Annotated in this window: 3 protein-coding genes; all 3 read left to right on the plus strand. The window is 69.4% G+C overall.

The window, feature by feature from the left end:
• Window positions 1-106: 106 nt before the first annotated feature.
• The 3 genes from AB0M24_RS10135 to AB0M24_RS10145 are packed head-to-tail and all read left to right on the plus strand — an operon-like array spanning window position 107 to window position 26,580.
• Entirely contained in the window at window positions 107-20,194 is a 20,088-nt protein-coding gene (locus tag AB0M24_RS10135) for an SDR family NAD(P)-dependent oxidoreductase (RefSeq protein ID WP_363763704.1), read from the plus strand.
• 30 nt (window positions 20,195-20,224) lie between these two features.
• The gene (locus AB0M24_RS10140; protein ID WP_363763707.1) at window positions 20,225-25,399 is read left to right on the plus strand and encodes a type I polyketide synthase; all 5,175 of its coding nucleotides are present in this window, start codon (window positions 20,225-20,227) and stop codon (window positions 25,397-25,399) included.
• The gene (locus AB0M24_RS10145) at window positions 25,396-26,580 is read left to right on the plus strand and encodes a cytochrome P450 (protein WP_363763710.1); all 1,185 of its coding nucleotides are present in this window, start codon (window positions 25,396-25,398) and stop codon (window positions 26,578-26,580) included. Before AB0M24_RS10140 ends, AB0M24_RS10145 begins: the two co-directional genes overlap by 4 nt.
• Window positions 26,581-26,616 lie beyond the last annotated feature (36 nt).

The following is a 26,616-nucleotide window of genomic DNA, read 5'->3' on the forward strand; positions in this document are numbered from 1 at the left end:
GCCCTTCACGGGCAGCCGGCCGTTTTTCTGAGGAATTCGCTACCGCTTCGGCTGCTGGAATTGCTGGCGGGAAGACCGTGTCCGGCTGGACTGACGGAGCTGATGAATGAGTACCTCCAGCGAGAAGGTTGTCGAGGCTCTCCGCGCCGCGATGAAGGAGGCGGAGCGGCTGCGCAAGCAGAACAGGCAGCTCGTCGCGGCCGCCACCGAACCGATCGCGATCATCGGGATGGCGTGCCGCTTCCCCGGCGGCATCAGCTCGCCGGAGGAACTGTGGGAGCTGGTGTCGTCCGGGCGTGACGCGATCACCGGCTTCCCGGCCGACCGCGGCTGGGACGTCGACGCGTTGCTCGGCAGCGGCGTCGACGAACGCGGCCACAGCGTCTCGGTGCAGGGCGGCTTCCTGCACGGCATCGCGGACTTCGACCCGGCGTTCTTCGGCATCTCGCCGCGCGAGGCCGTCACGATGGACCCGCAGCAACGCCTGCTGCTCGAAACCTCGTGGGAGGCGCTGGAACGTTCCGGCATCGACCCGACGTCGTTGCGCGGCTCCCGCACCGGTGTGTTTGTGGGCACCAACGGCCAAGACTACGAGCATCTGCTGATCCGCGGCCTCGACGACGCGACAGGTGACGTCGGCACGGGCATCGCCGCCTCTGCTGAGTCCGGCCGCATCTCCTATGCGCTGGGTCTGGAAGGGCCGACGCTCACGGTCGACACCGCGTGCTCCTCTTCTTTGGTGGCTCTGCACCTCGCCGTGCACGCCTTGCGCGCGGGGGAGTGCTCTTTGGCGTTGGCCGGCGGTGTGAACGTCATGTGCACACCCGGCTCGTTGGTGGAGTTCTCGCGCCAGGGCGGACTCGCGCGCAACGGCCGATGCAAGGCCTTCTCCGACGACGCCGACGGCACGGGCTGGTCCGAAGGCGTCGGCGTGCTCGCTCTCGCCCGTCTGTCCGACGCTGTTGCTTCGGGTTACCCGGTGCTCGCCGTCGTGCGCGGCTCTGCCGTCAACTCCGATGGCGCCTCCAACGGCTTCACCGCCCCCAACGGCCGCGCGCAGCAACGCGTCATCCGCGCCGCCCTCGACCGCGCCGGCCTGTCCGCTTCCGATGTCGACGTCGTCGAAGCGCACGGCACCGGCACGCCTCTCGGTGACCCGATCGAGGCCCGCAGCCTGCTCGCGACTTACGGCGCTGCCCGCGCGGTTCCGCTGCTGCTGGGTTCGGTGAAGTCGAACATCGGCCACACCCAGGCCGCCGCCGGTGTCGCGGGCATCATCAAGATGGTCGCCGCGATGCAGCACGGCGTCGTCCCCGCGACCCTGCACGTCTCGCGCCCGTCGACCCACGTCGACTGGACCACTGGCTCCGTCTCACTGGCCACCACCGCCGTCGCATGGCCCTCCTCCGACCGCGCCCCACGCGCCGCCGTCTCGTCGTTCGGCGTCTCGGGCACGAACGCCCATGTGATCTTGGAAGGCGCAACCCCTGTTCCGCCTTCTGTGGACAACTCGGCCCCTGTGGACAACTCGCCCGTTGTCGATCTTGCCGAGCCGGAATCGTCAGACCGCCGTGGGACGCTTAGAGTGGGGACCTCGTTCTCCCCCCGGGGCCCCCAGTCGGGATCGATTCCGTGGCTGGTGTCGGCCAAGTCGGAGGCCTCGCTCGCGGCGCTGGTCGAGCGGGTGCGCGCGCTCGACGGTGATGCGGTGGACATCGGGTTCTCGTTGGCGACCACGCGCGCGTTGTTCGAGCACCGCGCGGTGGTGCTCGACGGGGCTGAGATCGCAACCGGTCTGGCGCGGCGTACTGAGCTCGCGTTGTTGTTCTCCGGGCAAGGTGCGCAACGCGTTGGTATGGGCAAGGAGCTATACGAGGCGTTCGAACCGTTCCGTGTGGCGCTGGACGCGGTGTTCGAGCACCTGGACGTACGCGATGTCATGTGGGGCGATGAGGAAGCGCTGAACCAGACGGGCAACACGCAGCCCGCGCTGTTCGCGTTCGAGGTCGCCCTCTACCGGCTGCTGGAGTCGTTCGGGGTGAGTCCGGCGCACGTCACCGGCCACTCGATCGGCGAGATCGCCGCCGCGCACGTCGCGGGCGTGTTCAGCCTCGAAGACGCCTGCACCCTGGTCGAAGCGCGCGCTCGACTCATGCAGGCGTTGCCGGAGGGCGGCGTGATGATCGCGCTGCAGGCCACCGAGGACGAGGTCACCCCGCACCTGACGCCGGGCATCTCGATCGCGGCGATCAACGGGCCGGACTCGCTCGTCGTCGCGGGTGTGGAGAAGGAAGCTTGCGCACTCGTCCAGAACTTCGAAGGCCGCAAGACGAAGCAACTCCAGGTCAGCCACGCGTTCCACTCGCCGCTGATGGACCCGATGCTCAGCGACTTCCGCGCGGCCATCAGCGGCATCACCTTCCACAGCCCGGCGATCCCGATGGTCGGTGACGTCGCGAACCCGGAGTACTGGGTCCGCCACGTCCGCGACGCCGTCCGGTTCCACGACGCGGTGAAAACCCTGGGCGACAAGACGTTCCTGGAGATCGGCCCGGACGGTGTGCTCGCGGCGCTGGTCGAAGGCGCCATCCCAACGCAGCGCAAGGACCGTGACGAACGCACCGCGTTCATCACCGCGCTCGCCCGGCTGCACGTCGCGGGCGTCAACGTCGACTGGAAACCGTTCTACCCCAACGGGAAGTGTACGGATGTTCCGACCTACGCGTTCCAGCACGACCGCTACTGGCCGTCGGTGTCGGTGAGCGCGGGTGACGCGGTGAGCCTCGGTCTCACTCCGGCCGAGCACCCGTTGCTGGGTGCGGCGATGACGGTCGCGGGCTCCGGCGAGCTGATCCTCACCGGCACGCTCAGCAAGACCTCGTGGCTCGCTGACCACGTCGTGTTCCCGACGGCGGGCGTGCTGGAGCTGGCGTTCCGGGCGGGTGACCTCGCAGGCCATGAGCGTGTCGAGCAGTTCACTCAGGTCGCGCCGCTGGTGCTGCCGGACAGCGGTTCCGTGCAGGTGCAGTTCCAGGTCGGGCGCGACGGTGCGTTCCGCTTCCACGCGCGGCACGGCGACCACGACTGGGTCGAGCACGCGAACGGCTGGCTGGGACAGGGCGTTCCCGCCCCGGCCAAGGACTCCGAGTGGCCGCCGAAGGGCGCGACCGTCGTCGATCTCGACGGCTTCTACGACGAAACGCCTTACGGGGAAGCGTTCCAGGGACTGCGCGCGGCCTGGCGGCGTGGCCGGGAGGTGTTCGCCGAGGTCGCGCTGCCCGTCGACGCCCAGGGCTTCGGTGTCCATCCGGCACTGCTCGACGCGGCCACGCACGCTGCGACGTTCCTCGGGCTGGAAGGCGTTCCCGCCGACTGGCGGGGTGTGTCGCTGCACGCGAACGGTGCGGAGGTCGTCCGGGTCCGGCTGTCCGCTGTGGACGGTGGCATCGCGCTGAACGCGGTCGACGTCGCCGGTGAGCCGGTGCTGACCGCTGAGTCCGTGAGCATCGAGCCACTGGGCGAGCTGTCCGCTCAGGGCGGTGTCGACTCGCTGTTCCGCCTCGACTGGGTTCCCGTCACCTACACGCCCGGCACCGCGACGGTCGTGCACGTGACGGGTGAGCAGTCACCGGCGTCCGCACACGTGTTGGCAGCGGAAACCCTTGCCAAGCTTCAGGAAACCGACGAGCGACTGATCTTCGTCACGCGCGGCGCGGTCACGGGCGACGACGTCGCCGCGGCCGCTGTGTGGGGTTTGGTGCGATCCGCGCAGACGGAGAACCCCGGCCGGTTCCTGCTCGTCGACCTCGACGACGCCCCCGAGTCCGAGGCGCTGCTGCCCGACCTCGGCGGACTGATCGACGCGGGGGAGACCCAGGTTGTCGTGCGCGCGGGCGAGGTCTTCGCGGGCAGGCTCGCCCGCGTGACCGAAAGCGTTGCGCGCGAATGGGATTCGTCAGGAACCGTGCTGATCACCGGTGGCACGGGCGGTCTCGGCGCTGTCCTCGCCCGCCACCTCGTGACCCGCGGCCAACGCGAGCTGCTGTTGGTCAGCCGTCGGGGACTCGACGCGCCCGGCGCGGTTGAGCTGCGTGATGAGCTGGTCGCGTTGGGCGCTGAGGTCGAGGTGAAGTCCTGCGACGTCACCGACCGCGCCGCCGTCGCTGATCTGCTCGATGGCGTGCAGCTCACCGCCGTCATCCACACGGCGGGTGTGCTGGACGACGGCGTGATCGGATCCCTGACGCCCGAACGGCTTTCCGCTGTCATGCGCCCTAAGGTCGACGCCGCGTGGAACCTTCACGAGCTCGCCGGGGACGCGCACCTCATCCTGTACTCATCGGTGTCCGGCGTGATGGGTGCCGCCGGTCAGGGCAACTACGCCGCCGCCAACGCTTTCCTGGACGCCCTCGCCGCGCACCGCCGCGGACTCGGCCTGCCCGCGCTGTCGTTGGCCTGGGGCGCCTGGGACACCGGCATGACGTCCACTTTGGACGACGGCGATCTGCGCCGCATGCCGATGCTGTCGGTGGAGCAGGGCCTCGCGCTCTTCGACGCGGCCGTCTCGTCGGACGAGGCGCTGCTCGTGCCACTCGCATCAGGTGGTGCCGCACAGGGCGATGTTCCCGCGATCATGCGCGGCCTCGTGCGGGTGGGTCGGCGCACCGCCGCCCGCGAGGTCGTCGTCGGTGGCCTGCTCGCCAAGCTCGGCGGCCTGCCCGACGCCAAGCGCGTGCGGATCATCGTCGATGTCGTGCGCGCCGAGGCCGCGAAGGTCATCGGCTACCCGAACGCCGACGCGGTGGGCGCGGAGAAGGAGTTCCGCGCGCTCGGGTTCGACTCGCTGACCGCGATCGAGCTCCGCAACGCGCTGACCGCGACCACGGGCCTGACGCTGCCCGCCACGTTGATCTTCGACTACCCGACGCCGCTGGTCCTGGCCGAGCACCTGCTGACTTCGTTGACCGGTGAAGGCACCGATCTCGACGTGTCGGCGCAGGGCATCGCGGACGCCGACGACCCGATCGTGATCGTCGGCATGGCCTGCCGCTTCCCCGGCGGCGTCTCGACTCCCGAAGACCTGTGGCGGCTGCTCGCCGACGGCACCGACGCGATCGCGACCTTCCCGACCGACCGCGGCTGGGAACAGGACGCGCTCGCGGCCGGCGGCACGGTCGAGGGAGGTTTCCTCTACGGCGCGACGGAGTTCGACCCGGCGTTCTTCGGCATCTCGCCGCGGGAAGCACTCGCGATGGACCCGCAGCAACGTCAGCTGCTCGAGGTCGCCTGGGAAGCCGTCGAACACGCGGGCATCAACGCCGCCACTTTGCGCGGCTCCAAGACCGGTGTGTTCGTCGGCACTAACGGGCAGGACTACACGAACCTCGTGCTGCGAGCGCGCGGCGACATCGAGGGCCACGCGTCCACCGGCCTCGCCGCCGCGGTGATCTCCGGCCGTCTCTCCTACACGTTCGGCTTCGAGGGTCCCGCGCTCACGATCGACACCGCTTGCTCGTCGTCCTTGGTGGCCTTGCACTTGGCCGCGCAGTCGCTGCGTTCGGGCGAGTCGACGATGGCGCTGGTCGGCGGCGTGACCGTCATGTCGACGCCGATGAACTTCGCCGGCTTCAACGCGCAGGGCGGCCTCGCGGTCGACGCCCGCTGCCGCGCCTTCTCCGACAACGCCGAGGGGACTGGCTGGGCTGAGGGTGCCGGTGTGCTCGTCGTCGAACGCCAGTCTGACGCCCTCCGGCTCGGGCACAAGGTCCTGGCTGTCGTGCGCGGTTCGGCCGTGAACCAGGACGGCGCCTCGAACGGTTTGACCGCCCCGAACGGACCCGCTCAGCAACGCGTGATCCGTCAGGCCCTGGCCAACGCCGGACTGTCCACTTCGGACGTCGACGCCGTCGAGGCGCACGGCACCGGCACGCGCCTCGGCGACCCGATCGAGGCTCAAGCTCTGCTCGCCACCTATGGCCGGGACCGTGTCGGCGCCCCGCTCTACCTGGGTGCGATCAAGTCGAACCTCGGCCACACGCAGGCGGCTGCGGGTGTCGCCGGCGTGATCAAGATGGTGCTCGCGTTCCAGCACGGCCTGTTGCCGCAGACCCTGCACGTGACGTCGCCTTCTTCGCACGTCGACTGGTCCGCGGGCGCTGTCTCGCTGCTCACCTCGAACACCCCGTGGCCCAGTGTCGACCGCCCCGCCCGTGCAGGCGTCTCGTCGTTCGGGCTCTCGGGCACAAACGCGCACGTCATCCTTGAGGCTCCGGAATTGTCGGACCTGCCTGAGATGATTGGGATGGGGGGTGGCTCCCCCCAGGGGGCCGGCCAACCCGTATCGATCCAGGCGGGCCGTGCAGGTGAGGCGGGCCGTGCGGGCGAGGCGGGCCGTGCGGGCGAGGCTGGTCGTGCGGGCGAGGCTGGTCGTGCGGGCGAGGCTGGTCGTGCAGGCGAGGCTGGTCGTGCGGGCGAAGCTGGCCGTGCGGGCGAAGCTGGCCGTGCGCTGCCGTGGTTGGTGTCGGCGAAGTCCGCGGCGGCCCTCGAAGCCCAGATCGAGCGCGTTCGAGGCGTTGAGGCGGACCCGCGGGACATCGGGTACTCGCTGCTGCATCGGCGCACGTTGTTCGAGCACCGGGCCGTGTTGTTGGGTGCCGATGTACTGGCCAGTGGGGAGGCATCGGGCAAGACGCTCGCCATGCTGTTCTCCGGGCAAGGGGCGCAGCGGCTGGGCATGGGGCGTGAGCTGTACGAGGCGTTCCCGGTGTTCGCCCGCGCGTTGGACGAGGTGTTGGAGCACCTCCAAGTGCGTGACGTCATGTGGGGTGACGACGCCGAGGCGCTGAACCAGACGGGGAACACGCAGCCGGCGTTGTTCGCGTTCCAAACTGCGCTGTACCGGCTGGCGGAGTCGTTCGGCATCGTCCCGCGCCTGCTCGCCGGGCATTCGATCGGCGAGATCGCGGCCGCGCACGTCGCGGGAGTGCTGAGCCTCGAAGACGCGGCGAAGCTCGTCAAGGCACGCGCCGCGCTCATGCAAGACCTGCCCGCAGGCGTGATGATCGCGCTGCAGGCCACGGAAGGAGAGGTCGCCCCGCACCTCACGAGCGGCGTGTCGATCGCGGCGATCAACGCGGCAGACTCGCTGGTCATCGCGGGCACGGAAGACGAAGTGCGCGCCGTGGCGAGCCAGTTCGCGGGCCGCAAGAGCAAGCAGCTCGCAGTCAGCCACGCGTTCCACTCGCCGTTGATGGAGCCGATGCTCGATGACTTCCGGCAGGCGATCGCGGGGATCACCTTCAACGAACCGAGCATCCCGATCGCGACGACGGGCGACGTCACGGATCCCGAGTACTGGGTGAGCCACGTTCGGGACACGGTCCGGTTCACCGACAACGTCGCGCGGCTGCGGGAACAGGGCGCGAGCGCGTTCCTGGAGATCGGACCGGACGGCGTGCTCTCGGCGCTGGTCGATGGAGCGGTTCCCACGCAGCGCAAGGACAGGGGCGAGCACAAGGCGTTCCTGCAGGCGCTCGCGAGGCTGCACGTCAGCGGTGTGCACGTCGAGTGGTCGAGCTTCTACCGGGGCGGGCGTGGCGTCGACCTGCCGTCGTATCCGTTCCAGCACGAGCGGTTCTGGCCCGAGGCGGCAACCGCGGCAATCCCCGCGGACCCGGCCGACGCGGCGTTCTGGACCGCCGTTGAGCAGGACGACGTCGCGTCCCTCGCCGCCACGCTCGACCTCGACAGCGAGACGCTCGCGGGTGTGCTGCCGGCGTTGTCGGCGTGGCGGGGCAAGCGCAAGGCTCAGTCCACTGTGGACTCCTGGCTGCACAGGGAGAACTGGCAGCCGGTCGCCGGACTCACCGCGCAGCCGGGCAAGTGGCTCGTCGTCGTGCCGACCGAGGTGGCCGACAGCGCGTGGATCCGGACGCTGGTCGACGCGCTCGGGGACGTCACGGAGCTCGGCGTCGCGTGGGCCGACCGCGAGCACCTCGCGGGGCAGCTCGTGGAGTTCGCGCAAGCGCCGTTCACCGGTGTGGTGTCGTTGCTGGCGTTGGACGATCTCGGCGAGATCGCGCCGATCACCAGCACCACCGCGTTGATCCAGGCGCTCGGCGACGCCGGTGTCATGGCGCCGCTGTGGGTGGTGACGCGCGGCGCGGTGTCGACCGGGCGTGCGGACGCGGTCAGCAACCCCTGGCAGGCAGGCGTGTGGGGACTCGGACGGGTCGCCGCGCTGGAGCACCCGAACCGCTGGGGCGGCCTCGTCGACCTCACCACCGAGCTGGACGAGCGTGCGGCGCAACGGTTCGTCGCGGTGCTGACGAGCGACGAGGATCAGGTCGCGGTCAGGGCGTCCGGGGTGTTCGGGCGGCGGATTCTCGTTGCGCCACGGGCATCTCAGGAGTGGCAACCGACCGGAACTGTCGTGATCACCGGTGGCACGGGCGCGCTGGGCAAGCATGTGGCGCGTGACCTGGTCGCACGTGGCGCGGAGAAGGTCGTGCTGCTGAGCCGTCGCGGCATGGACGCACCCGGCGCGGCGGACATCGTCGCGGAACTCGGCGTTGAGGTCGTGCGATGCGACGTCGCGAACCGCGACGAGCTGGCCGCGGTGCTGACGAGCGACGTCAAGGCCGTTGTGCACGCTGCTGGTGTGCTGGACGACGGAGTGCTCGACGGGCTCACGCCGGAGCGGTTCACCGACGTGTTCCAGGCGAAGGTCACGTCGGCGTTCCTGCTCGACGAGCTGACGCGCGACCTCGACCTCGACGCGTTCATCCTGTTCTCGTCGGTCGCGGGCGCGATCGGCAACCCCGGCCAGGCCAACTACGCCGCCGCCAACGCCGTTCTCGACGCCATCGCCGTGCAGCGTCGTGAGCAGGGCTTGGCTGCGACGTCGATCGCTTGGGGCGCGTGGACCGGCGACGGCATGGCGGGCGAGGAACGCGTCGCCCAATCGATCAAGTCCGTCGGCGCGTCCACTTTGGACCCGGAACTCGCGGTCGCGGCGATGCGCAGCGTGGTCGCGGAGGCCGCGCCGACCGCCGTGATTGCGGACATCCACCATCCGCAGCTGCTCAGCGCGTTGCTGAGTCTGCGCCCGTCCGCTGTGCTGGCCGAACTGCCCGGCGCTCGCGAAGTGCTCGACGAACTGGCCGCCGCGCGTCGAGACAGCGAGTCCGCCGCCGCGGAACTGCGTCGCAGCCTGCGTGATCTGCCTGCCGCGGAACGGATCGAGCCCGTCTTGGAGCTGGTCCGCACGCGGGCCGCCCAGGTGCTCGGCCACTCCGGCAAGGAAGCGGTGGCGTCCGACAAAGCGTTCCGCGACATCGGGTTCGACTCGCTGACCGCCGTCGAGCTGCGCAACCACCTCACCGAGATCACCGGTCTCGCGCTGCCCGCCGGGCTCGTGTTCGACTACCCGTCACCGCGCGTGCTCGCCGAACACCTGCTGGCGGAGCTGCTCGGCGAAGGCGGCGACCTCGACGACGTCTCGGTCGCGGTCTCCACCGACGACATCGCGATCGTCGGTATGGCCTGCCACTTCCCCGACGGCATCGACTCGCCGGAAGACCTGTGGCAGCGCCTCGTCGCGGGTGAGGACGCGATGTCGGACTTCCCGGCCGACCGCGGCTGGGACCTGGCCTCCTTGCAGAGCTCGACGTTGCGTGGCGGTTTTCTGCGCGGTGTCGCCGACTTCGACCCCGCGTTCTTCGGCATCTCGCCACGAGAAGCCCTCGCGATGGACCCGCAGCAACGTTTGCTGCTCGAGACCTCGTGGGAGGCCGTCGAACGCGCGGGCGTCGACCCGTCGTCGTTGCGCGGATCGCGGACCGGCGTCTTCGTCGGCACGAACGGGCAGGACTACCAGCACGTCGTCATGGCCTCCAACGAAGACCTCGAAGGCCACGCCGGCACCGGGCTCGCGGCTTCGGTGATCTCCGGCCGCATCTCGTACGCACTAGGGCTGGAAGGTCCGGCGGTCACGATCGACACGGCATGCTCGTCCGCGTTGGTGGCGCTGCACCTGGCCGCGCAAGCGTTGCGGGGTGGCGAGTGTTCGCTGGCGTTGGCCGGTGGTGTCACGGTGATGGCGACGCCGACGTCGTTCTCCGGTTTCTCGCGGCAGGGCGGGCTCGCGCCGGACGGCCTGTGCAAGGCGTTCTCCGAGTCCGCTGACGGCACGGGCTGGTCCGAAGGTGTCGGCATCCTCGTGGTGGAGCGGCTTTCCGACGCTGTCGCCGCTGGTCATCCCGTGCTCGCGGTCGTGCGGGGCTCGGCGTTCAACCAGGATGGCGCTTCCAACGGACTGACGGCGCCCAATGGTCCTTCGCAGCAACGCGTCATCCGCCAAGCGCTTGCGTCGGGCGGGTTGTCTCCGTCCGATGTGGACGTTGTCGAGGCGCACGGCACCGGAACCGTGCTGGGCGACCCGATCGAGGCGCAGGCGCTGCTCACCGTGTACGGGCAGGACCGCGTCGACCCGCTGTGGCTGGGTTCGGTGAAGTCGAACCTCGGCCACACGCAGGCGGCGGCGGGTGCGGCGGGCGTGATCAAGATGGTGCTCGCGTTCCAGCACGGCCTGCTCCCGCGGACTCTGCACGTCACCGAGCCCTCCTCGCACATCGACTGGTCGGCGGGCGCGGTGTCGCTGTTGACCGAGAACACCCCGTGGCCCACTGTCGAACGGCCGTGGCGCGCGGGCGTCTCGTCGTTCGGCATCTCGGGCACCAACGCCCACGTGATTCTCGAGGCCGCAACCCCTTCCACGAAATCTGTGGACAGTTCCCCGCCTGTGGACAACGCGCCTGTTGTCGATCTTGCCGAGCCGGAATCGTCAGACCGCCGTGGGACGCTTGGAGTGGGGACCTCGTTCTCCCCCCGGGGCCCCCAGGCGGGATCGATTCCGTTGGTGGTGTCGGCGAAGTCGGCCGGCGCGCTGCAGGCTCAGGTCGAGCGGATCCGGGACGTCGCGGCAGCCGAGGTCGACGTCGCGTACTCGCTGGTCAGGTCGCGGGCGCTGTTCGAGCGCCGGGCCGTGCTGGTCGACGGGGCCGAAGTCGCGAGCGGGGTGGCGGGGGAGCACGTCCTGGCGGTGCTGTTCTCCGGGCAGGGGTCGCAGCGGCTCGGCATGGGCAAGGAGCTGTACGCGCGGTTCCCGGAGTTCGCGGACGCGTTCGACGACGTGCTCGCGCATCTCGATCCCGAGCTGCAGAGCGTCATCTGGGGTGAGGACGAGGAGAACCTCAACCAGACGGGCTACACGCAGCCGGCCTTGTTCGCGTTCCAAACAGCGCTCTACCGGTTGTTGCAGGCGTTCGGGATCAAGCCCGCACACCTCGCGGGTCACTCGATCGGTGAAATCGCGGCGGCGCACGTCGCGGGCGTGCTCAGCCTCGAGGACGCCGCGAAGCTGGTCACCGAACGCGCGAGGCTCATGCAGGCGCTTCCTCAGAACGGCGCCATGGTGGCCGTGCAGGCGACCGAAGAAGAAGTCACCCCGCACCTCACGAGCAAGGTCTCGATCGCGGCCATCAACGGACCGCGCTCCATCGTCATCGCGGGTGACGAAACGGAAGTCGAGGCGATTGCGGGACGGTTCGAGAAGACCAAGCGGCTCAAGGTCAGCCACGCGTTCCACTCGCCGTTGATGGAGCCGATGCTCGACGACTTCCGGGCGGCGATCCGCGAGCTCACCTTCGCCGAGCCGAAGATCCCGATCAGCACGACCGGCGACGTCACCGACCCCGAGTACTGGGTGAGCCACGTTCGCGACGCGGTGCGGTTCACCGACAACGTGGCGAAGATCCCGGCCACCAGGTTCCTCGAGGTCGGGCCGGACGGGGTGCTGTCGGCGCTCGTCGATCACGCCGTTCCCGCGCAGCGCAAGAACAGGACCGAGGAAGCCGCGCTGGCTCAGGCCCTGGCGCAGCTGCACGTCGACGGCATCACCGTCGACTGGGCGCCGTGGCTGACGGGCGGCAAGCTGATCAGCCTGCCGACCTACCCGTTCGACCACGAGCGGTTCTGGCCCAAGGCGACCGTCGGCGGCCGCGCGGGCGATCCCGCGGCGTACGGGCTGCGGTCCGGCGGGCATCCGTTGCTGGGCGCGGCGATCGCGGTCGCGGGCACCGACGAGTTCGTCCTCAGTGGACGCCTCAGCCTCGCCACGCACCCGTGGATCGCGGACCACGTCGTCGGTGGCGCGGTGTTGTTCCCCGGCACCGGGTTCCTCGACTTCGCGATTCGCGCCGGCGACATGGTGGGCTGCGACCGCGTCGACGGGCTCACGATCGTCGTGCCGCTGGTCCTCCCTGAAAGGGACGCCGTCGCGGTGCAGGTTCGTGTCGGGGCGCCGGACGATCACGGGCGCCGGCCGGTCAGCGTGCACTCGCAGGTGCCGGACTCCGACGAGTGGATCCAGCACGCGAGCGGCACGCTCGCCGAGGGGCCGCATCAGGTCGAGTTCGACACTGCCGAATGGCCGCCCGCGGACGCGCAAACGCTTGACCTCGAAGGCTTCTACGAGACGCTCGCGGAAGGCGGCCTGGCTTACGGGCCGATCTTCCAGGGCTTGCGGCAGGCGTGGCGTCACGGTGACGAGGTGCTGGTCGAGGTCGCGTTGCCGGACAGCGTGGACGACGCCGCCACGTTCGGCGTCCACCCGGCGCTGCTCGACTCCGCGCTGCACGCCATCACGTTCGTCGACGGCGCCGGGCAGGGGTTGCCGTTCGAGTGGAACGGCGTGTCGCTGCACGCCATCGGGCCGTCGCGGCTGCGGGTCCGGTTGAAGCACACGGGAGGTGACGCCGTCGAGGTCACCGCCGTCGACGTCGAAGGCGCACCGGTGCTGTCGGTGAAGTCGCTGGTGGTCAGGACGCCGTCCACGGCCGCTCCCGCGAACCCCGTGGCCGAGTCGCTGTTCCGCGTCGACTGGGTGCCGGTGCAGATCGGCGAGGCGACCGAGTTCGACGCTCGGGTCGTGGAACTGACGGGCGGCCCCGACGCGGCTGCTGTGCACGAGACCACGAAGCGCGTGCTGGAGATCCTGCAGACCGCCGAGGAACGCGTGGCGTTCGTGACGCGTGGCGCGGCGGCGATCGGCGACGAACCGATCACCGATCTGGGCGCGGCAGCTGTGTGGGGACTCGTGCGGTCGGCGCAGGCCGAAAACCCCGGCAAGTTCCTGCTCGTCGACCTGGACGACCACGGCGAACTGACGCCCGGCATGCTGGTCACCGAGGAACAGCAGCTGATCGTGCGTGACGGCACTGTCCACGCTGGACGGTTGGCGCGGCTGCAGACCGGGCCGACGCTGGTGCCGCCGGCCGGAACGTGGCGGCTGGACACCACCGCGAAAGGCAGCCTGGACAACCTCGTGCTGGCGCCGTGGCAGCCGGAGCCGTTGCGGGGCAAGCAGGTCAGGATCGCGATCAGGGCGGCGGGCCTCAACTTCCGCGACGTGCTCAACGCGCTCGGCATGTATCCGGGCGAGGCGGGCTCGTTCGGCGCGGAGGCCGCGGGTGTCGTCACCGAGCTCGGGCCCGAGTGCACCGAGCTGAACGTCGGCGACCCGGTGTTCGGCATGCTGTTCGGTGGCATGGGACCGGTCGGCGTCATCGAGGAGCCTTACCTGACCAGGCTTCCGGACGGATGGACGTTCGAGCAGGGCGCGTCGGTGCCGCTGGTGTTCCTCACCGCCTACTACGCGCTGATCGAGCTCGGCAACGTCCAGCCGGGGGAGAAGGTCCTCGTCCACGCCGGCGCCGGTGGTGTTGGCATGGCGGCGATCCAGGTCGCGCAGCACCTCGGTGCCGAGGTGTTCGCGACCGCCAGCGAGGGCAAGTGGGACGTGCTGCGCGGCCTCGGCCTCGACGACGCCCACATCGGCAACTCGCGCGACATCAGCTTTGCACAGAAGTTCCCGCGGGTCGACGTCGTGCTGAACGCGTTGACGGGCGAGTTCATCGATGCCTCGCTGCGGCTGCTCGGCGAGGGCGGACGGTTCCTGGAGATGGGCAAGACCGATCTGCGCGAGGACGTGCCGGGCATCTTCTACCGGCCGTTCGACCTCGGTGAGGCGCATCCCGACCACGTCCAGCGCATGCTCGTCGCGCTCGTGGAGCTGTTCGAGCGGGATGTGCTGGCGCCGCTGCCGATCGCCGCGTGGGACGTGCGACGGGCGCGTGACGCGTTCCGGTTCATGAGTCGTGCCAAGCACATCGGCAAGATCGTGATCACCGTGCCGTCCGGCTGGGACACTGATGGCACCGTGGTGATCACAGGCGGCACCGGTGGTCTTGGCGCGGAGCTGGCGCGGCATCTCGTCGCGAGGGGCGCGCGGAAGCTGTTGCTGCTCAGCCGTCGCGGGCTGGACTCGCCGGGTGCGGCGGAGCTGGCGGAGCTCGACGGTGTGACGATCGCGGCTTGCGATGTGACGGACCGGGACGCGTTGGCAGCTGTCCTCAATGGACATGATGTGACCGCTGTCGTGCACACGGCTGGCGTGCTGGACGACGGTGTGATCGCGTCGATGACGCCGGAACGGCTGGAGAAGGTGCTGCGGCCCAAGGTGGACGCGGCCTGGAACCTGCATTCGTTGGTGCCGGACGCGCATTTCGTCCTGTACTCGTCGGTGTCCGGCGTGCTCGGCACGGCCGGTCAGGGAAACTACGCTGCGGGCAACGCGTTCCTCGACGCACTGGCTGCTTTCCGCCGTTCCGCTGGGCTTCCCGCGGTGTCGTTGGCCTGGGGCGCTTGGACGTCCGAGGTCGGCATGACCAAGACGATGGACGCGGCCGCGTTGGAGCGGCTCGAGAAGTCGTCGATGCCGCCGATCTCTCTGGAGCACGGGCTGGCGCTGTTCGACGCGGCAATCGGTGTCGATGAACCGCTCGTGGTGCCCGCGCGGATCATCACCGGCGCCAGCACGACGATGGTGCCGCCACTGCTGCGCAATCTGCTGCGCGGTGGGCGCCGGACCGCGGCTCGGACGCAGGGAACCGTTGCGTTGCAGGGCTTGCAGGACGTTCGCCCGGCTGAGCGTCTGCGGACGCTGGTGGACCTGGTGCGAGGTGAGGCCGCGGCGGTGCTCGGGCACTCGTCGGCCGACGCGATCGACGCGGACCGCGAGTTCCGGCAGCTGGGCTTCGACTCGCTGACGTCGGTCGAGCTGCGCAACCGGCTCGGCACGGCGACGGGGCTGACGTTGCCCGCGACGCTGGTGTTCGACTACCCGACGCCGGAAGCGCTGGCGTCGCATCTGGTCAGCGAACTGTTCGGTGGTTCCGCTGAGGTCGAGGACTCCGTGAGGGTCAGCGACGAGGCCATCGCGATCGTCGGTATCGCGTGCAAGTTCCCCGGTGGCGTGTCGTCGCCGGAGGAACTGTGGGAGCTGGTGCTGGGTGGGCGGGACGCGATCGGCGGGTTCCCGTCGGACCGCGGCTGGGACGAGAACCTCGTCGGCGACGGCGCCGGCCAGTCGGTGACCGGGCAGGGCGGGTTCATCGAGGGCATCGCGTCGTTCGACCCGGCGTTCTTCGGGATCTCGCCGCGCGAGGCCGTGTCGATGGACCCGCACCAGCGACTCGTGCTGGAGACGTCCTGGGAAGCGTTGGAGCGCACGGGAATCGACCCCTTGGCGTTGCGCGGGTCGCGGACCGGTGTCTACGTCGGCGCGTCCGGGCAGGACTACGCGCACCTGATGCTCGCGTCGGAGCAGGCGCTGGAGGGGTATTCCGGCACAGGTACGTCGCCGAGCGTGATCGCGGGACGGCTTTCCTACGCTCTGGGGCTCGAAGGCCCGTCGATGACGATCGACACGGCGTGCTCGTCGGCTCTGGTCGCGTTGCACTTGGCGGTGCAGGCGCTGCGGAACGGCGAGTGTTCGCTGGCGCTGGCCGGCGGTGTGCAGGTGATGTCGGCGCCGGGTGCGTTCATGGAGTTCTCGCTGCAGGACGGCCTCGCGCGTGACGGTCGCTGCAAGCCGTTCTCGGATTCTGCCGACGGCACCGCATGGTCTGAGGGCATCGGTGTGCTCGTGGTGGAGCGTCTGTCCGATGCCGTCGCCGCTGGGCATGACGTTCTTGCTGTCGTGCGCGGTTCCGCGGTCAACCAGGACGGTGCATCCAACGGGCTGACCGCGCCCAACGGGCCTTCTCAGCAGCGCGTGATCCGGCAGGCTCTGGCTTCGGCGGGTCTTCGGTTCGCCGACGTCGACGCTGTCGAGGCGCACGGCACGGGTACTACTTTGGGTGACCCGATCGAGGCTCAGGCTCTGTTGGCCACGTACGGGCAGGATCGTGCGGAGCCCTTGCTGCTCGGGTCGATCAAGTCGAACATCGGCCACACGCAGGCCGCCGCCGGTGCCGCTGGTGTGATCAAGATGGTGATGGCGCTGCGGCACGGGTTGCTGCCGCGCACGATCAACGTCACCACGCCTTCGTCGCACGTCGACTGGACCGCGGGTTCGATCTCGCTGCTCACCTCGAACACACCGTGGCCGTCAACGGACCGCGCGCGCAGGGCAGGCGTCTCGTCGTTCGGCATCTCCGGCACGAACGCGCACGTCATCCTGGAGGCCGCGCCGACCGCTCCAGAATTGTCAGACTCGGCTGAGATGATTGGAGTGGGGACCTCGCGTCCCCCCAAGGGGGCCCCGCTCGTTGTTTCGGCGAAGTCCTCCGCTTCGCTGCGCGCTCAGGTCGAGCGGGTGCGGGCGGTTGAGGCGGACGCGTTCGACGTCGGGTTCTCACTGCTGAAGCGGTCGCGGTTCGAGCACCGGGCCGTGGTGCTGGACGGTGCGGAGGTCGCGCTCGGGCAGGCGAGCAGGCGCAAGCTCGCGGTGCTGTTCTCCGGGCAGGGGTCGCAGCGGCTGGGCATGGGACGTGAGCTGTACGAGCGGTTCCCCGTGTTCGCGAAGGCGCTCGACGCCGTGCTGGAGCACGTGGACGTCCGCGACGTCATGTGGGGCGAGGACGCGGAAGCGCTCAACCAGACCGGGAACACGCAGCGGGCGTTGTTCGCGGTCGAGGTCGCGCTGTTCCGGCTCGCGGAGGCGTTCGGCATCGAGCCGGACTACGTCGGCGGGCACTCGGTCGGCGAGATCGCGGCCACGCACGTCGCCGGGGTGCTCACGCTCGAAGACGCGGCGAAGCTGGTGAACGCGCGGGCGGCGTTGATGCAGGCGCTTCCGGCCGGCGGCGCCATGGTCGCGATCGAAGCGCAGGAGCACGAGGTGGAAGCCACGGACGTGGTGTCCATCGCGGCGATCAACGGGCGCCGTGCGCTCGTGATCGCGGGTGAGGAGAAGGCGGTCGAACAGATCGCTGACGGGTTCGCGAAGCAGGGGCGCAAGACTAAGCGTTTGCCGGTCAGCCATGCGTTTCACTCGCCGTTGATGGAGCCGATGCTGGAGGACTTCCGCGCCGTCGTGACGGCGCTGGAGTTCGCCACGCCCCGCATTCCCCTGGTCTCCAACGTGACCGGGCGTATTGCCGGCACCGAGCTGACCGAGCCGGAGTACTGGGTGCGGCACGTCCGGGAAGCCGTGCGGTTCGCGGATGGCATCAACGCGCTTGAAGACGCCGGCGTCAACGCGTTCCTGGAAATCGGGCCGGACGGGGTGCTGTCCGCGCTCGTCGACGGCTCGGTTCCCGCGCTGCGCAAGGATCGCGACGAGACGACGGCCTGGCTCACCGCGCTCGCGAGGCTCCACGTCCAGGGCACCACCGTCGACTGGGCGGAGGCGTTCGCGGGCACCGGGGCGAAGCGCGTCGACATCCCGACCTACGCGTTCGACCACGACCACTACTGGCCGACGCCGATGGCCCAGGCGGCCGACGCGTCCGGGCTCGGCCTCGGGCCCGCTGACCACCCGCTGCTCGGTGCTGCGATGACCGTCGCGCAGGAAGACGCTGTGGTGTTCACGAACCGGCTCGCGGTGGCGTTCCCGGAGACGGCGTTCGCGGAGATCGCGTTCCGGGCGGCAGACCAGGTCGGGTACGGCACGGTCGAGGAGCTCGCGATCTCCGCGCCGCTCACGCCTGGTGTGCTGCAGGTGTGGATCGGGGCGCCGGACAACGGGAAGCGCGCTCTCACCGTCTACACGCGACCGAACGACGAGCAGCCGTTCGTCCAGATCGCGACAGGGATGCTCACTGAGGGCGAGTACCGGGCGGACTTCACGGTCAGCGAGTGGCCGCCGAAGGGTGCGACGGCGATCGGCGAGCAGATCTGGCAGGCCGGTGACGCGATCTACGCGGAGGTCACGCTGCCCGAAGGCACCTCGGACGCCCAGTTCTACGGCGTCCACCCGGCACTGCTCGACTGCGCCACCAGGATCACCGAGGACAGCCAGGTTCCGGTCCACTGGCAGAACGTCAGCCTCCACGCGGTCGGCGCCGACACGTTGCGGGTGCGGCTGCGCGACGGTGAGTTCGCCGCCACGGACACCAGTGGCGCGCCGGTCGTCTCAGCTCAGGCCCTCGTGTTCGGTGCACCGCTCGCCGCGCAGCAGCACCAGGATTCGTTGTTCCGCGTCGAATGGGTGCCCGCGCCGGAAGCCCAGCCGGCTACCGATGTTCGCGAGGTCCAGTTCAGCGGTGACACCGTTGAACAGGCGCACGAACTGGCCGCGCGGGCGTTGGAACTGTTGCAGTCCGAGGAAAAGCTCGCCTTCGTGACGAGCGGCCTGGCGAGCGCGACCGTCGAAGGCCTGGTGCGCACGGCACAGTCGGAGAACCCCGGACGCTTCCTGCTCGTCGACACCGACGGCAGCGCCCCGCTTCCGACCGGCCTGATCGACGCGGGGGAGACCCAGGTCCGCGTTCGCGACGGACAGGTGCGGGTCGCTCGCCTCGCCCGCGTCACCGACACCGTCGAGACGGCGGAGTGGGACCCGGAAGGCACGGTGCTGATCACCGGCGGCACCGGCGGTCTAGGCGCCGAACTGGCCCGCCACCTCGTCGCCGAACGCAACGTGAAGCGCCTGCTGCTGGTGTCGAGGCGCGGCGGCGACGCGCCGGATGCTGTTGCGCTGCAGGCAGAACTCACCGCGCACGGAGCCGACGTCACGATCGCCGCCTGCGACACCGCGGACCTCAAGGCGGTCAAGAAGGTCGTCAAGGGCGTGAAGCTGACGGCCGTCATCCACACGGCCGGTGTGCTCGACGACGGCATCATCTCCTCGCTCACGGCCGAGCGGATCAGCGCTGTGCTGAAGCCGAAGGTCGACGGCGCCTGGAACCTCCACGAGGCCACGAAGAAGCAGAAGCTCAAGGCGTTCGTGCTCTACTCGTCCGTGTCGGGTGTGCTCGGCAGCGCGGGTCAGGGCAACTACGCCGCGGCCAACGCATTCCTCGACGCACTCGCGGAACACCGTCGGGCACAAGGGCTCGTTGCCACGTCGCTGGCCTGGGGACCGTGGGCGCAAACCGGTGGCATGACAGCACATCTGCAGGACGGCGCGATGGACCGCATCGGCCGCACCGGCATGCCGCCACTGACCGTCCGCCAAGGCATGCAGCTGTTCGACGACGCCACCTCGCGCGAGGACGCGGTGCTCGTCCCCGCCCGCATCACCACAGGTCGCACCAACGGTCCGGTCGCGGCGATCCTGCGCGGCCTCGTCAAGGGCGGCAAGCGTGCGGCAGGCAGCGGGGAAGCATCCACTGTGGACTTCCCGGCGACGTTGAACGCGCTGCCGGTGGAGGAACGCGGCAAGTACCTCGTCGACCTCGTGCGCGGCCATGCGGCCGGTGTGCTCGGACACGCGACTCCCGCGGCGATCGACGACGACAAGCAGTTCCGTGACCTCGGCTTCGACTCGCTGACCGCGGTGGAGCTGCGCAACAGCCTCGCGTCCGCGACGGGCCTGAAACTGCCCGCCGGCCTGGTGTTCGACTATCCGACGCCGGACGAGCTCGCCGCCTACCTCGCGGGCGAGCTGCTCGGTGGTGACGCCGGACCGTCGATCACCGGCGAGCTCGACCGGTTGGAAGCCGCGCTGGCCACGACGTCGCCGGAAGACCTGGCACGGGACGGTGTCGCCGCCCGGCTGCGCAACCTGCTCGCCCAGTACGGCAGCGCCAAGAACGAAGAGGCCGTGAGCGATCGCATCAGCTCGGCGAGCGTGGACGACGTGTTCGCCTTCATCGACAACGAACTCGGCCGACGCACCGAGCGCTGACCCCATCTCGCAGACGGAAGGTTTCCGGCGATGCCGAACGAAGAGAAGCTCGTTGAGTACCTGAAGTGGGTCACCGCTGATCTCGCCCAGACCCGCCAGCGCCTGGAGGAGGCCGAGTCCGGCAAGCACGAGCCGGTCGCGATCGTCGGCATCGCCTGCCGCTTCCCCGGCGAGGTCCGCTCGTCGGAAGACCTCTGGGAGCTGGTGGCGGAAGGGCGGGACGCCATCACCGGGTTCCCGACCGACCGCGGCTGGGACCTCGGCACGCTCGCCGGCGGCACCAGCGCGACGCTGCAGGGCGGGTTCCTCTACGACGCGGCCGACTTCGACCCCGGTTTCTTCGGCATCTCGCCTCGCGAAGCCCTCGCGATGGACCCGCAGCAACGACTCCTGCTGCAGACCACGTGGGAAGCCGTCGAGCGCGCGGGTATCGATCCGACGTCGTTGCGCGGCTCCCGCACCGGTGTGTTTGTGGGCACCAACGGCCAGGACTACGGCCACGTCCTGATCGCCTCCCAGGAGGACGTCGAGGGCCACGCGGGTATGGGCACCGCCGCCAGCGTCATCTCCGGACGCATCTCCTACACGTTCGGCTTCGAGGGTCCCGCCGTCACCGTCGACACCGCGTGTTCTTCGTCGTTGGTGGCACTGCACCTGGCCTCGCAGGCCCTGCGCAACGGCGAGTGCTCCCTCGCCCTGGCCGGCGGCGTCACGGTCATGGCGACTTCCTCGAACTTCGCCGGATTCACCCGGCAGGGTGGCCTCGCGACCTCGGGCCGTTGCAAAGCGTTCTCGGACGACGCCGATGGGACCGGTTGGTCCGAGGGCATCGGCGTGCTGCTCGTCGAGAAGCTCTCCGACGCCCAGCGCAACGGCCACCCGGTGCTCGCCGTCGTCGCGGGCAGCGCGATCAACCAGGACGGCGCCTCCAACGGCCTGTCCGCCCCGAACGGCCCAGCCCAGCGCGAGGTGATCAAGGCGGCGCTGGCGTCGGCGGGCCTGTCCGCGTCCGATGTGGACGCTGTCGAGGCCCACGGAACCGGCACCGTGCTGGGGGATCCGATCGAGGCCGAGGCGCTGCTCGCCACCTACGGCCAGGACCGCGCCACACCTCTGCGGCTCGGCGCGATCAAGTCCAACATCGGCCACACCCAGGCCGCGGCCGGCGTCGCGGGGGTCATCAAGATCGTCGAGGCGCTGCGCCACGACACTCTGCCGCCGACCCTCCACGTCACCGAGCCGTCGTCGCACGTCGACTGGTCCGCGGGCAATGTCAGCCTGCTGACGGAGACGACCGCGTGGCCGCGCAACGGCAAACCCCGCCGAGCCGGCATTTCGTCCTTCGGGGTGAGCGGCACCAACGCCCACGTGATCATCCAGGAGGCTCCGGACGCGCCTGAACGGTCCGTTGACGCCACGACCGCCCCAGAACTGTCAGACCCCGATGAGACGATTGGAGTGGGGACCTCGGTCTCCCCCGGAGGGGCCCCAGGCGGGATCGATCCAGCGGGAGCAGTCCAGCCCGGTGTGGATGAGCGCGGGGAACTGGTGACGGACGCGGGTCTCGCGGGCAGGCATCCGTTCGTCGTGTCGGCGAAGTCGGCGACGGCGTTGAAGGCGCGCATCGAGCAGGTCAAGGCGATCGAGGGCGACGTCGAGGACATCGCGTTCTCGTTGCTGACGACCAGGCCGACGACGTTCGATCACCGCGCGGTGGTGCTCGACCGCGAGGTGATCGCGACCGGGACGGTGCAGCGCAAGCCTGTTGCCGCGCTGTTCTCCGGGCAGGGCGCGCAGCGCGTTGGTATGGGCAAGGAGCTGTACGAGGCGTTCCCGCGGTTCAAGGAGGCGCTCGACGAAGCGCTGAAGTACCTGCCCGCCGACCTCAAGCAGGTCATGTGGGAGGACGAGGCCAAGCTCGACCAGACCGGGTACACCCAGCCGGCGTTGTTCGCGTTCCAAACAGCCCTGTACCGGCTGCTGGAGAGCTACGGGTTCAAGGCGGACAAGGTCGCGGGTCACTCCATCGGCGAGATCGCGGCCGCGCACATCGCCGGGGTGCTCAGCTTGCAGGACGCCGCGAAGCTCGTCAGTGCACGCGCCCGGCTCATGCAGGCGTTGCCGCGTGGTGGCGTGATGATCGCGATCCAGGCGACCGAGGCGGAAGTGACGCCACACCTGACCAGTGGCGTGTCGTTGGCGGCCATCAACGCTGAGGACTCCGTTGTCATCGCGGGTGTTGAACAAGAGGCACGTAGGATTGTTGAACGATTCGACGGTCGCAAGTCCAAGCAGCTTCAGGTCAGCCACGCGTTCCACTCGCCGCTGATGGAGCCCATGCTCGACGAGTTCCGCAAGGCCATCGCCGGGATTTCGTTCAACAATCCGACGATCCCGTTGGTCACTCGTGGGAATGTTGAACAATCCGACTACTGGGTCGGCCATGTCCGCGACACCGTCCGGTTCACCGACAACGTGAACGAGATCGGCGACGCCACGTTCGTCGAGATCGGCCCCAGCGCCGTGCTGGCCGCGCTCGTCGACAAAGCCATCCCGACGATGCGCAAGGACAAGGACGAGGTCGCCGCGTTCATCACCGCGCTCGCCAAGCTCTACACCACCGGCACCAAGGTCAGCTGGCCGAAGCAGGGCAAGAAAACGGACCTGCCCACCTACCCGTTCGACACCGAGCGCTTCTGGCCGCGGAGCACCATGGCGCCGGGCACCCAGCCGAACGCCAGCCGCCCCGCCCTGTACGAGGTGAACTGGGTCAAGTCCACTGTGGACGCACCGGCGATCACGGGTGCGAGGTGGGCCATCATCGGCGGCGACGAGTTCGACCTCGCCCACGTTCTGTACGCGGCGGGCCAGTCCGTCAGCGGCTACGGCGAAACCCTGAAAGAAGCCGCCCAGCACGCCACGCCGGACGTGTTCGTCGTCGCAGTGACGGGCGAGAACACGCCGGAGAGCGTCCACCACCAAACCCGGCGAGCGCTGAGCATCCTGCAGGAAGCGCTCAACTACGAGAACTCACGGGTCGTCTTCGTCAGCCGTGGTGCCGCACAAGGAGAAGATCTTGCCGCGGCGGCGGTGTGGGGCCTCGTCCGCACCGCGCAGGCGGAGAACCCGGGACGGTTCCTGCTGGTCGACAGCGACGGCCTCGACGTCTCCGGCGCCCTGCTCACCGAGCTCGTCAACGGCGACGAGCCGCAGGTGATCGTGCGCGAGGGCAAGGTCAAGGTCGCCAGGCTGCACGAGCTCCCCGAGACTCCCGAAGCCAAGCACGAGTGGACCGAGGACGACACGGTCCTGATCACCGGCGGCACCGGCGGCCTCGGGGCGCAGCTCGCCCAGCATCTGGTGACCAGGCACGGGGTCAAGCACCTGCTGCTCGCCAGCCGCCGCGGCGAAGAGGCACCCGGCGCGCTGAACCTCAAGCAGGAACTGGAGAACAAGGGCGCGAAGGTCACGATCGCGGCTGCCGACATCGCCAACGCGAACGACGTGCAGACCCTGTTCGCCGCCACGGAACGCCCGCTCACCACCGTGATCCACACGGCAGGCGTCCTCGACGACGCCCTCGTCGACGCGCTGAATCCCGACCGTCTCACCAATGTCCTGAGGCCCAAGGTCGACGCGGCGCACCTGCTCGCCCAGCACGACCTCAAGCTGCTCGTCCTCTACAGCTCCGTCGCCAACGTCCTGGGCGCGGCGGGCCAGGGCAACTACGCGGCCGCCAACGCCTACCTCGACGCACTCGCGAAGAACCGTCCCAACACCATCAGCCTCGCCTGGGGCCCGTGGGCGCAGGACGGCGGCATGACCGCGGGGCTCAGCGACGCCGCGATGGACCGCATCCAACGCTCCGGCATGCCACCACTGGCAGCGGAACAAGGCCTCGCGCTGTTCGACGCCGCGCTGAACGAACGCAAGCCGGTCGTCGTCCCCATGCACGTCAACCGCAACCAGCAGCGCGTCGCCCCGTTGATGCGCGAGATCGTCGACGAGCAGTCCCTTCCGCAGCAGAGCCAGATGGCCGCCGTCACCGTCCTCGACAAGCTCCGCACCCTCGACGAGGACGAACGAGCCGGCCAGGTCCGCGATCTCGTCCTGGGCACCAGCGCCGCCCTGCTCGGCCACGACGACGCGTCCAAAGTGGACGTGGACAGGAACTTCCTGGAACTCGGCTTCGACTCGCTCATCGCCGTCGAGCTGCGCAACCAGATCAACGACATGCTCAACCTCAAGCTCCCCGGCAGTGCCGTGTTCGACAGCGGCACACCGCAAGCGTTCGCGGAGAAGGTCGACGCCGAGCTCGGCACCATCGCGGGCCCGAACAAGAGCGGCACGGCCAACGCGCAGGACACGGTCTTCGGCCTGTTCATGGAAAGCGTCACCACCGGCAAGGTCGTCGAAGGCCTCAGGATGCTCAAGGCCGTCGCCAACCTGCGCCCGATGTTCGACAGCCCCGCCGAACTGGAGGACCTCCCGGTTCCGGTCACGCTCGCCGACGGCCCCAAGCTCCCGAAGCTCGTCTGCGTCAGCGCCCCCGGAGCCACGGCCGGCGTGCACATGTACGCGAGGCTCGCCGCCCACCTGCGCGGAAAGCGACACGTCTCAGCGTTGCCGCTCATCGGTTTCGGCGACGGCGAAGCACTCCCACGCACCACCGAGGCCGCCGCCAGGTACGTCGCGGAAAGCATCCTCAACGGCACCGACGGCGACCCGTTCGTCCTGGTTGGACACTCGTCCGGCGGCACCCTCGCCTACTTCGCCGCGGCTGTGCTGGAAGAGACCTGGGGCATCACGCCGGAAGCGGTGATCATGCTCGACACGCTGAGCATGAACTACAACTCCAGCGAGGGCATGGACTTCGACGCCGTCACCACGAACTACTTCAACACCATGGACTCACCCGCGGTGAACATGAACAGCACGCGCCTGTCCGCGATGGCGCACTGGTTCCCGCTGATCATCGACACCGGCCTCCACACGACGGTTCCGAAGCTGCTGATCCGTTGTGCCAACGAAGTCAAGGGCACCGACCTCGTCACCACGGACCAGGACGTCGACGTGCCCACCGATGAGATCCGCGTCGTCGCCACCGACCACATGGCGATGGTCAAGGAGGACGCGGGCGTTGTCGCCGAGGTCATGGAGGAGTGGCTCGGCACCCGTATCGAGAAACTGGAAGGCGCCCGATGACCACGTCCCAGGAACTGCCCCTGATCGGGGTCGAACTGCCGTCGATCCTGACGTTCAGCGAACTCCGGCTCCGGTTGCAGGAGCAGGCCCCGGTGTGCCGCATCCGGACGCCTGCGGGCGACGAGGGCTGGCTCGTCACCCGCCACGCCGAGGTGAAGTCGCTGCTGCAGAACAACAAGCTCGGCCGCAGCCACAAAGACCCCGCCACCGCGCCGAGGTTCATGCGCAACCCCATGCTCGACATGCTCGTCACCAGCGACGACATCGAGGTCGAGAAGGAGCGCCACGAGAAGAAGCGCGTCCTCTACACCAAGAGCTTCGCCGCCCGCCGCGTCATCGAACGCAAGGTCCGGGTCGAGGCCATCGCGAACGCCAAGCTCGACGCCATCATCGCCGCCGGCCCGCCCGTCGACCTGCACGACGCCTACTCGATGGACTACTCGCAGCAGGCGTTGTGCGACATGGTCGGCATCCCGGAAGAAGACCGGGCCAAGCTCCTGGAGATGATGGACACCGTCGGCGCCTCCGACCAGCAGCACGCCGAGGCCGGCATGGACCCGCTGTTCTCCTTCGCCGCGGAGATCGGCGAACGCCGCCGCGCGGAACTCGGCGACGACGTCATCTCGCGGTTCATCGAAACCGGCCTGACGAACGAGGAAATCGGCCTGCACGTCGTCACGCTGCTGTTCACCGGCCTCGCGGGCCTCGCCAGCCACCTCGACTTCGGCGTGCTGCTGTTCCTGCGCAACCCCGAGCAGCGCGACAAGGCCCTGGCCGACCCGGCGATCATGGCCCAGGCCGTCGACGAGGTCATGCGCGCCACGATCAGCTCGCCCGTCCTGCCCCGTTACGCCAGCGAGGACATCGAGGTCGGCGGCGTCACGATCAAGGAAGGCGACCTGGTGATGCTGGACTTCAGCCTCGCCAACTTCGACCCGCGCGCCTTCGACGACCCGCACAAGTTCGACGTCACCCGCACGCCCAACCACCACTTCACGTTCGGCCACGGCATGCGGCACTGCACCGGCGCGCCGCTCGTGCGGATCATCCTCGCCGTGGCGTTCACCACGCTGTTCGAACGCCTGCCCGGCCTCAGGCTCGCCGTGCCGGAGTCCGAGCTCGAGTCGCACCCCGGTGGCCGCCTCGCCGGTGGACTGGAGAAGTTCCCGCTCACCTGGTGACGACGTGTCAGCACCGTGTCAGCGCCCGCTGACACG

Origin of the sequence: Lentzea sp. NPDC051838 (genome assembly GCF_040681245.1) — a bacterium.
Lineage (GTDB): Bacteria > Actinomycetota > Actinomycetes > Mycobacteriales > Pseudonocardiaceae > Lentzea.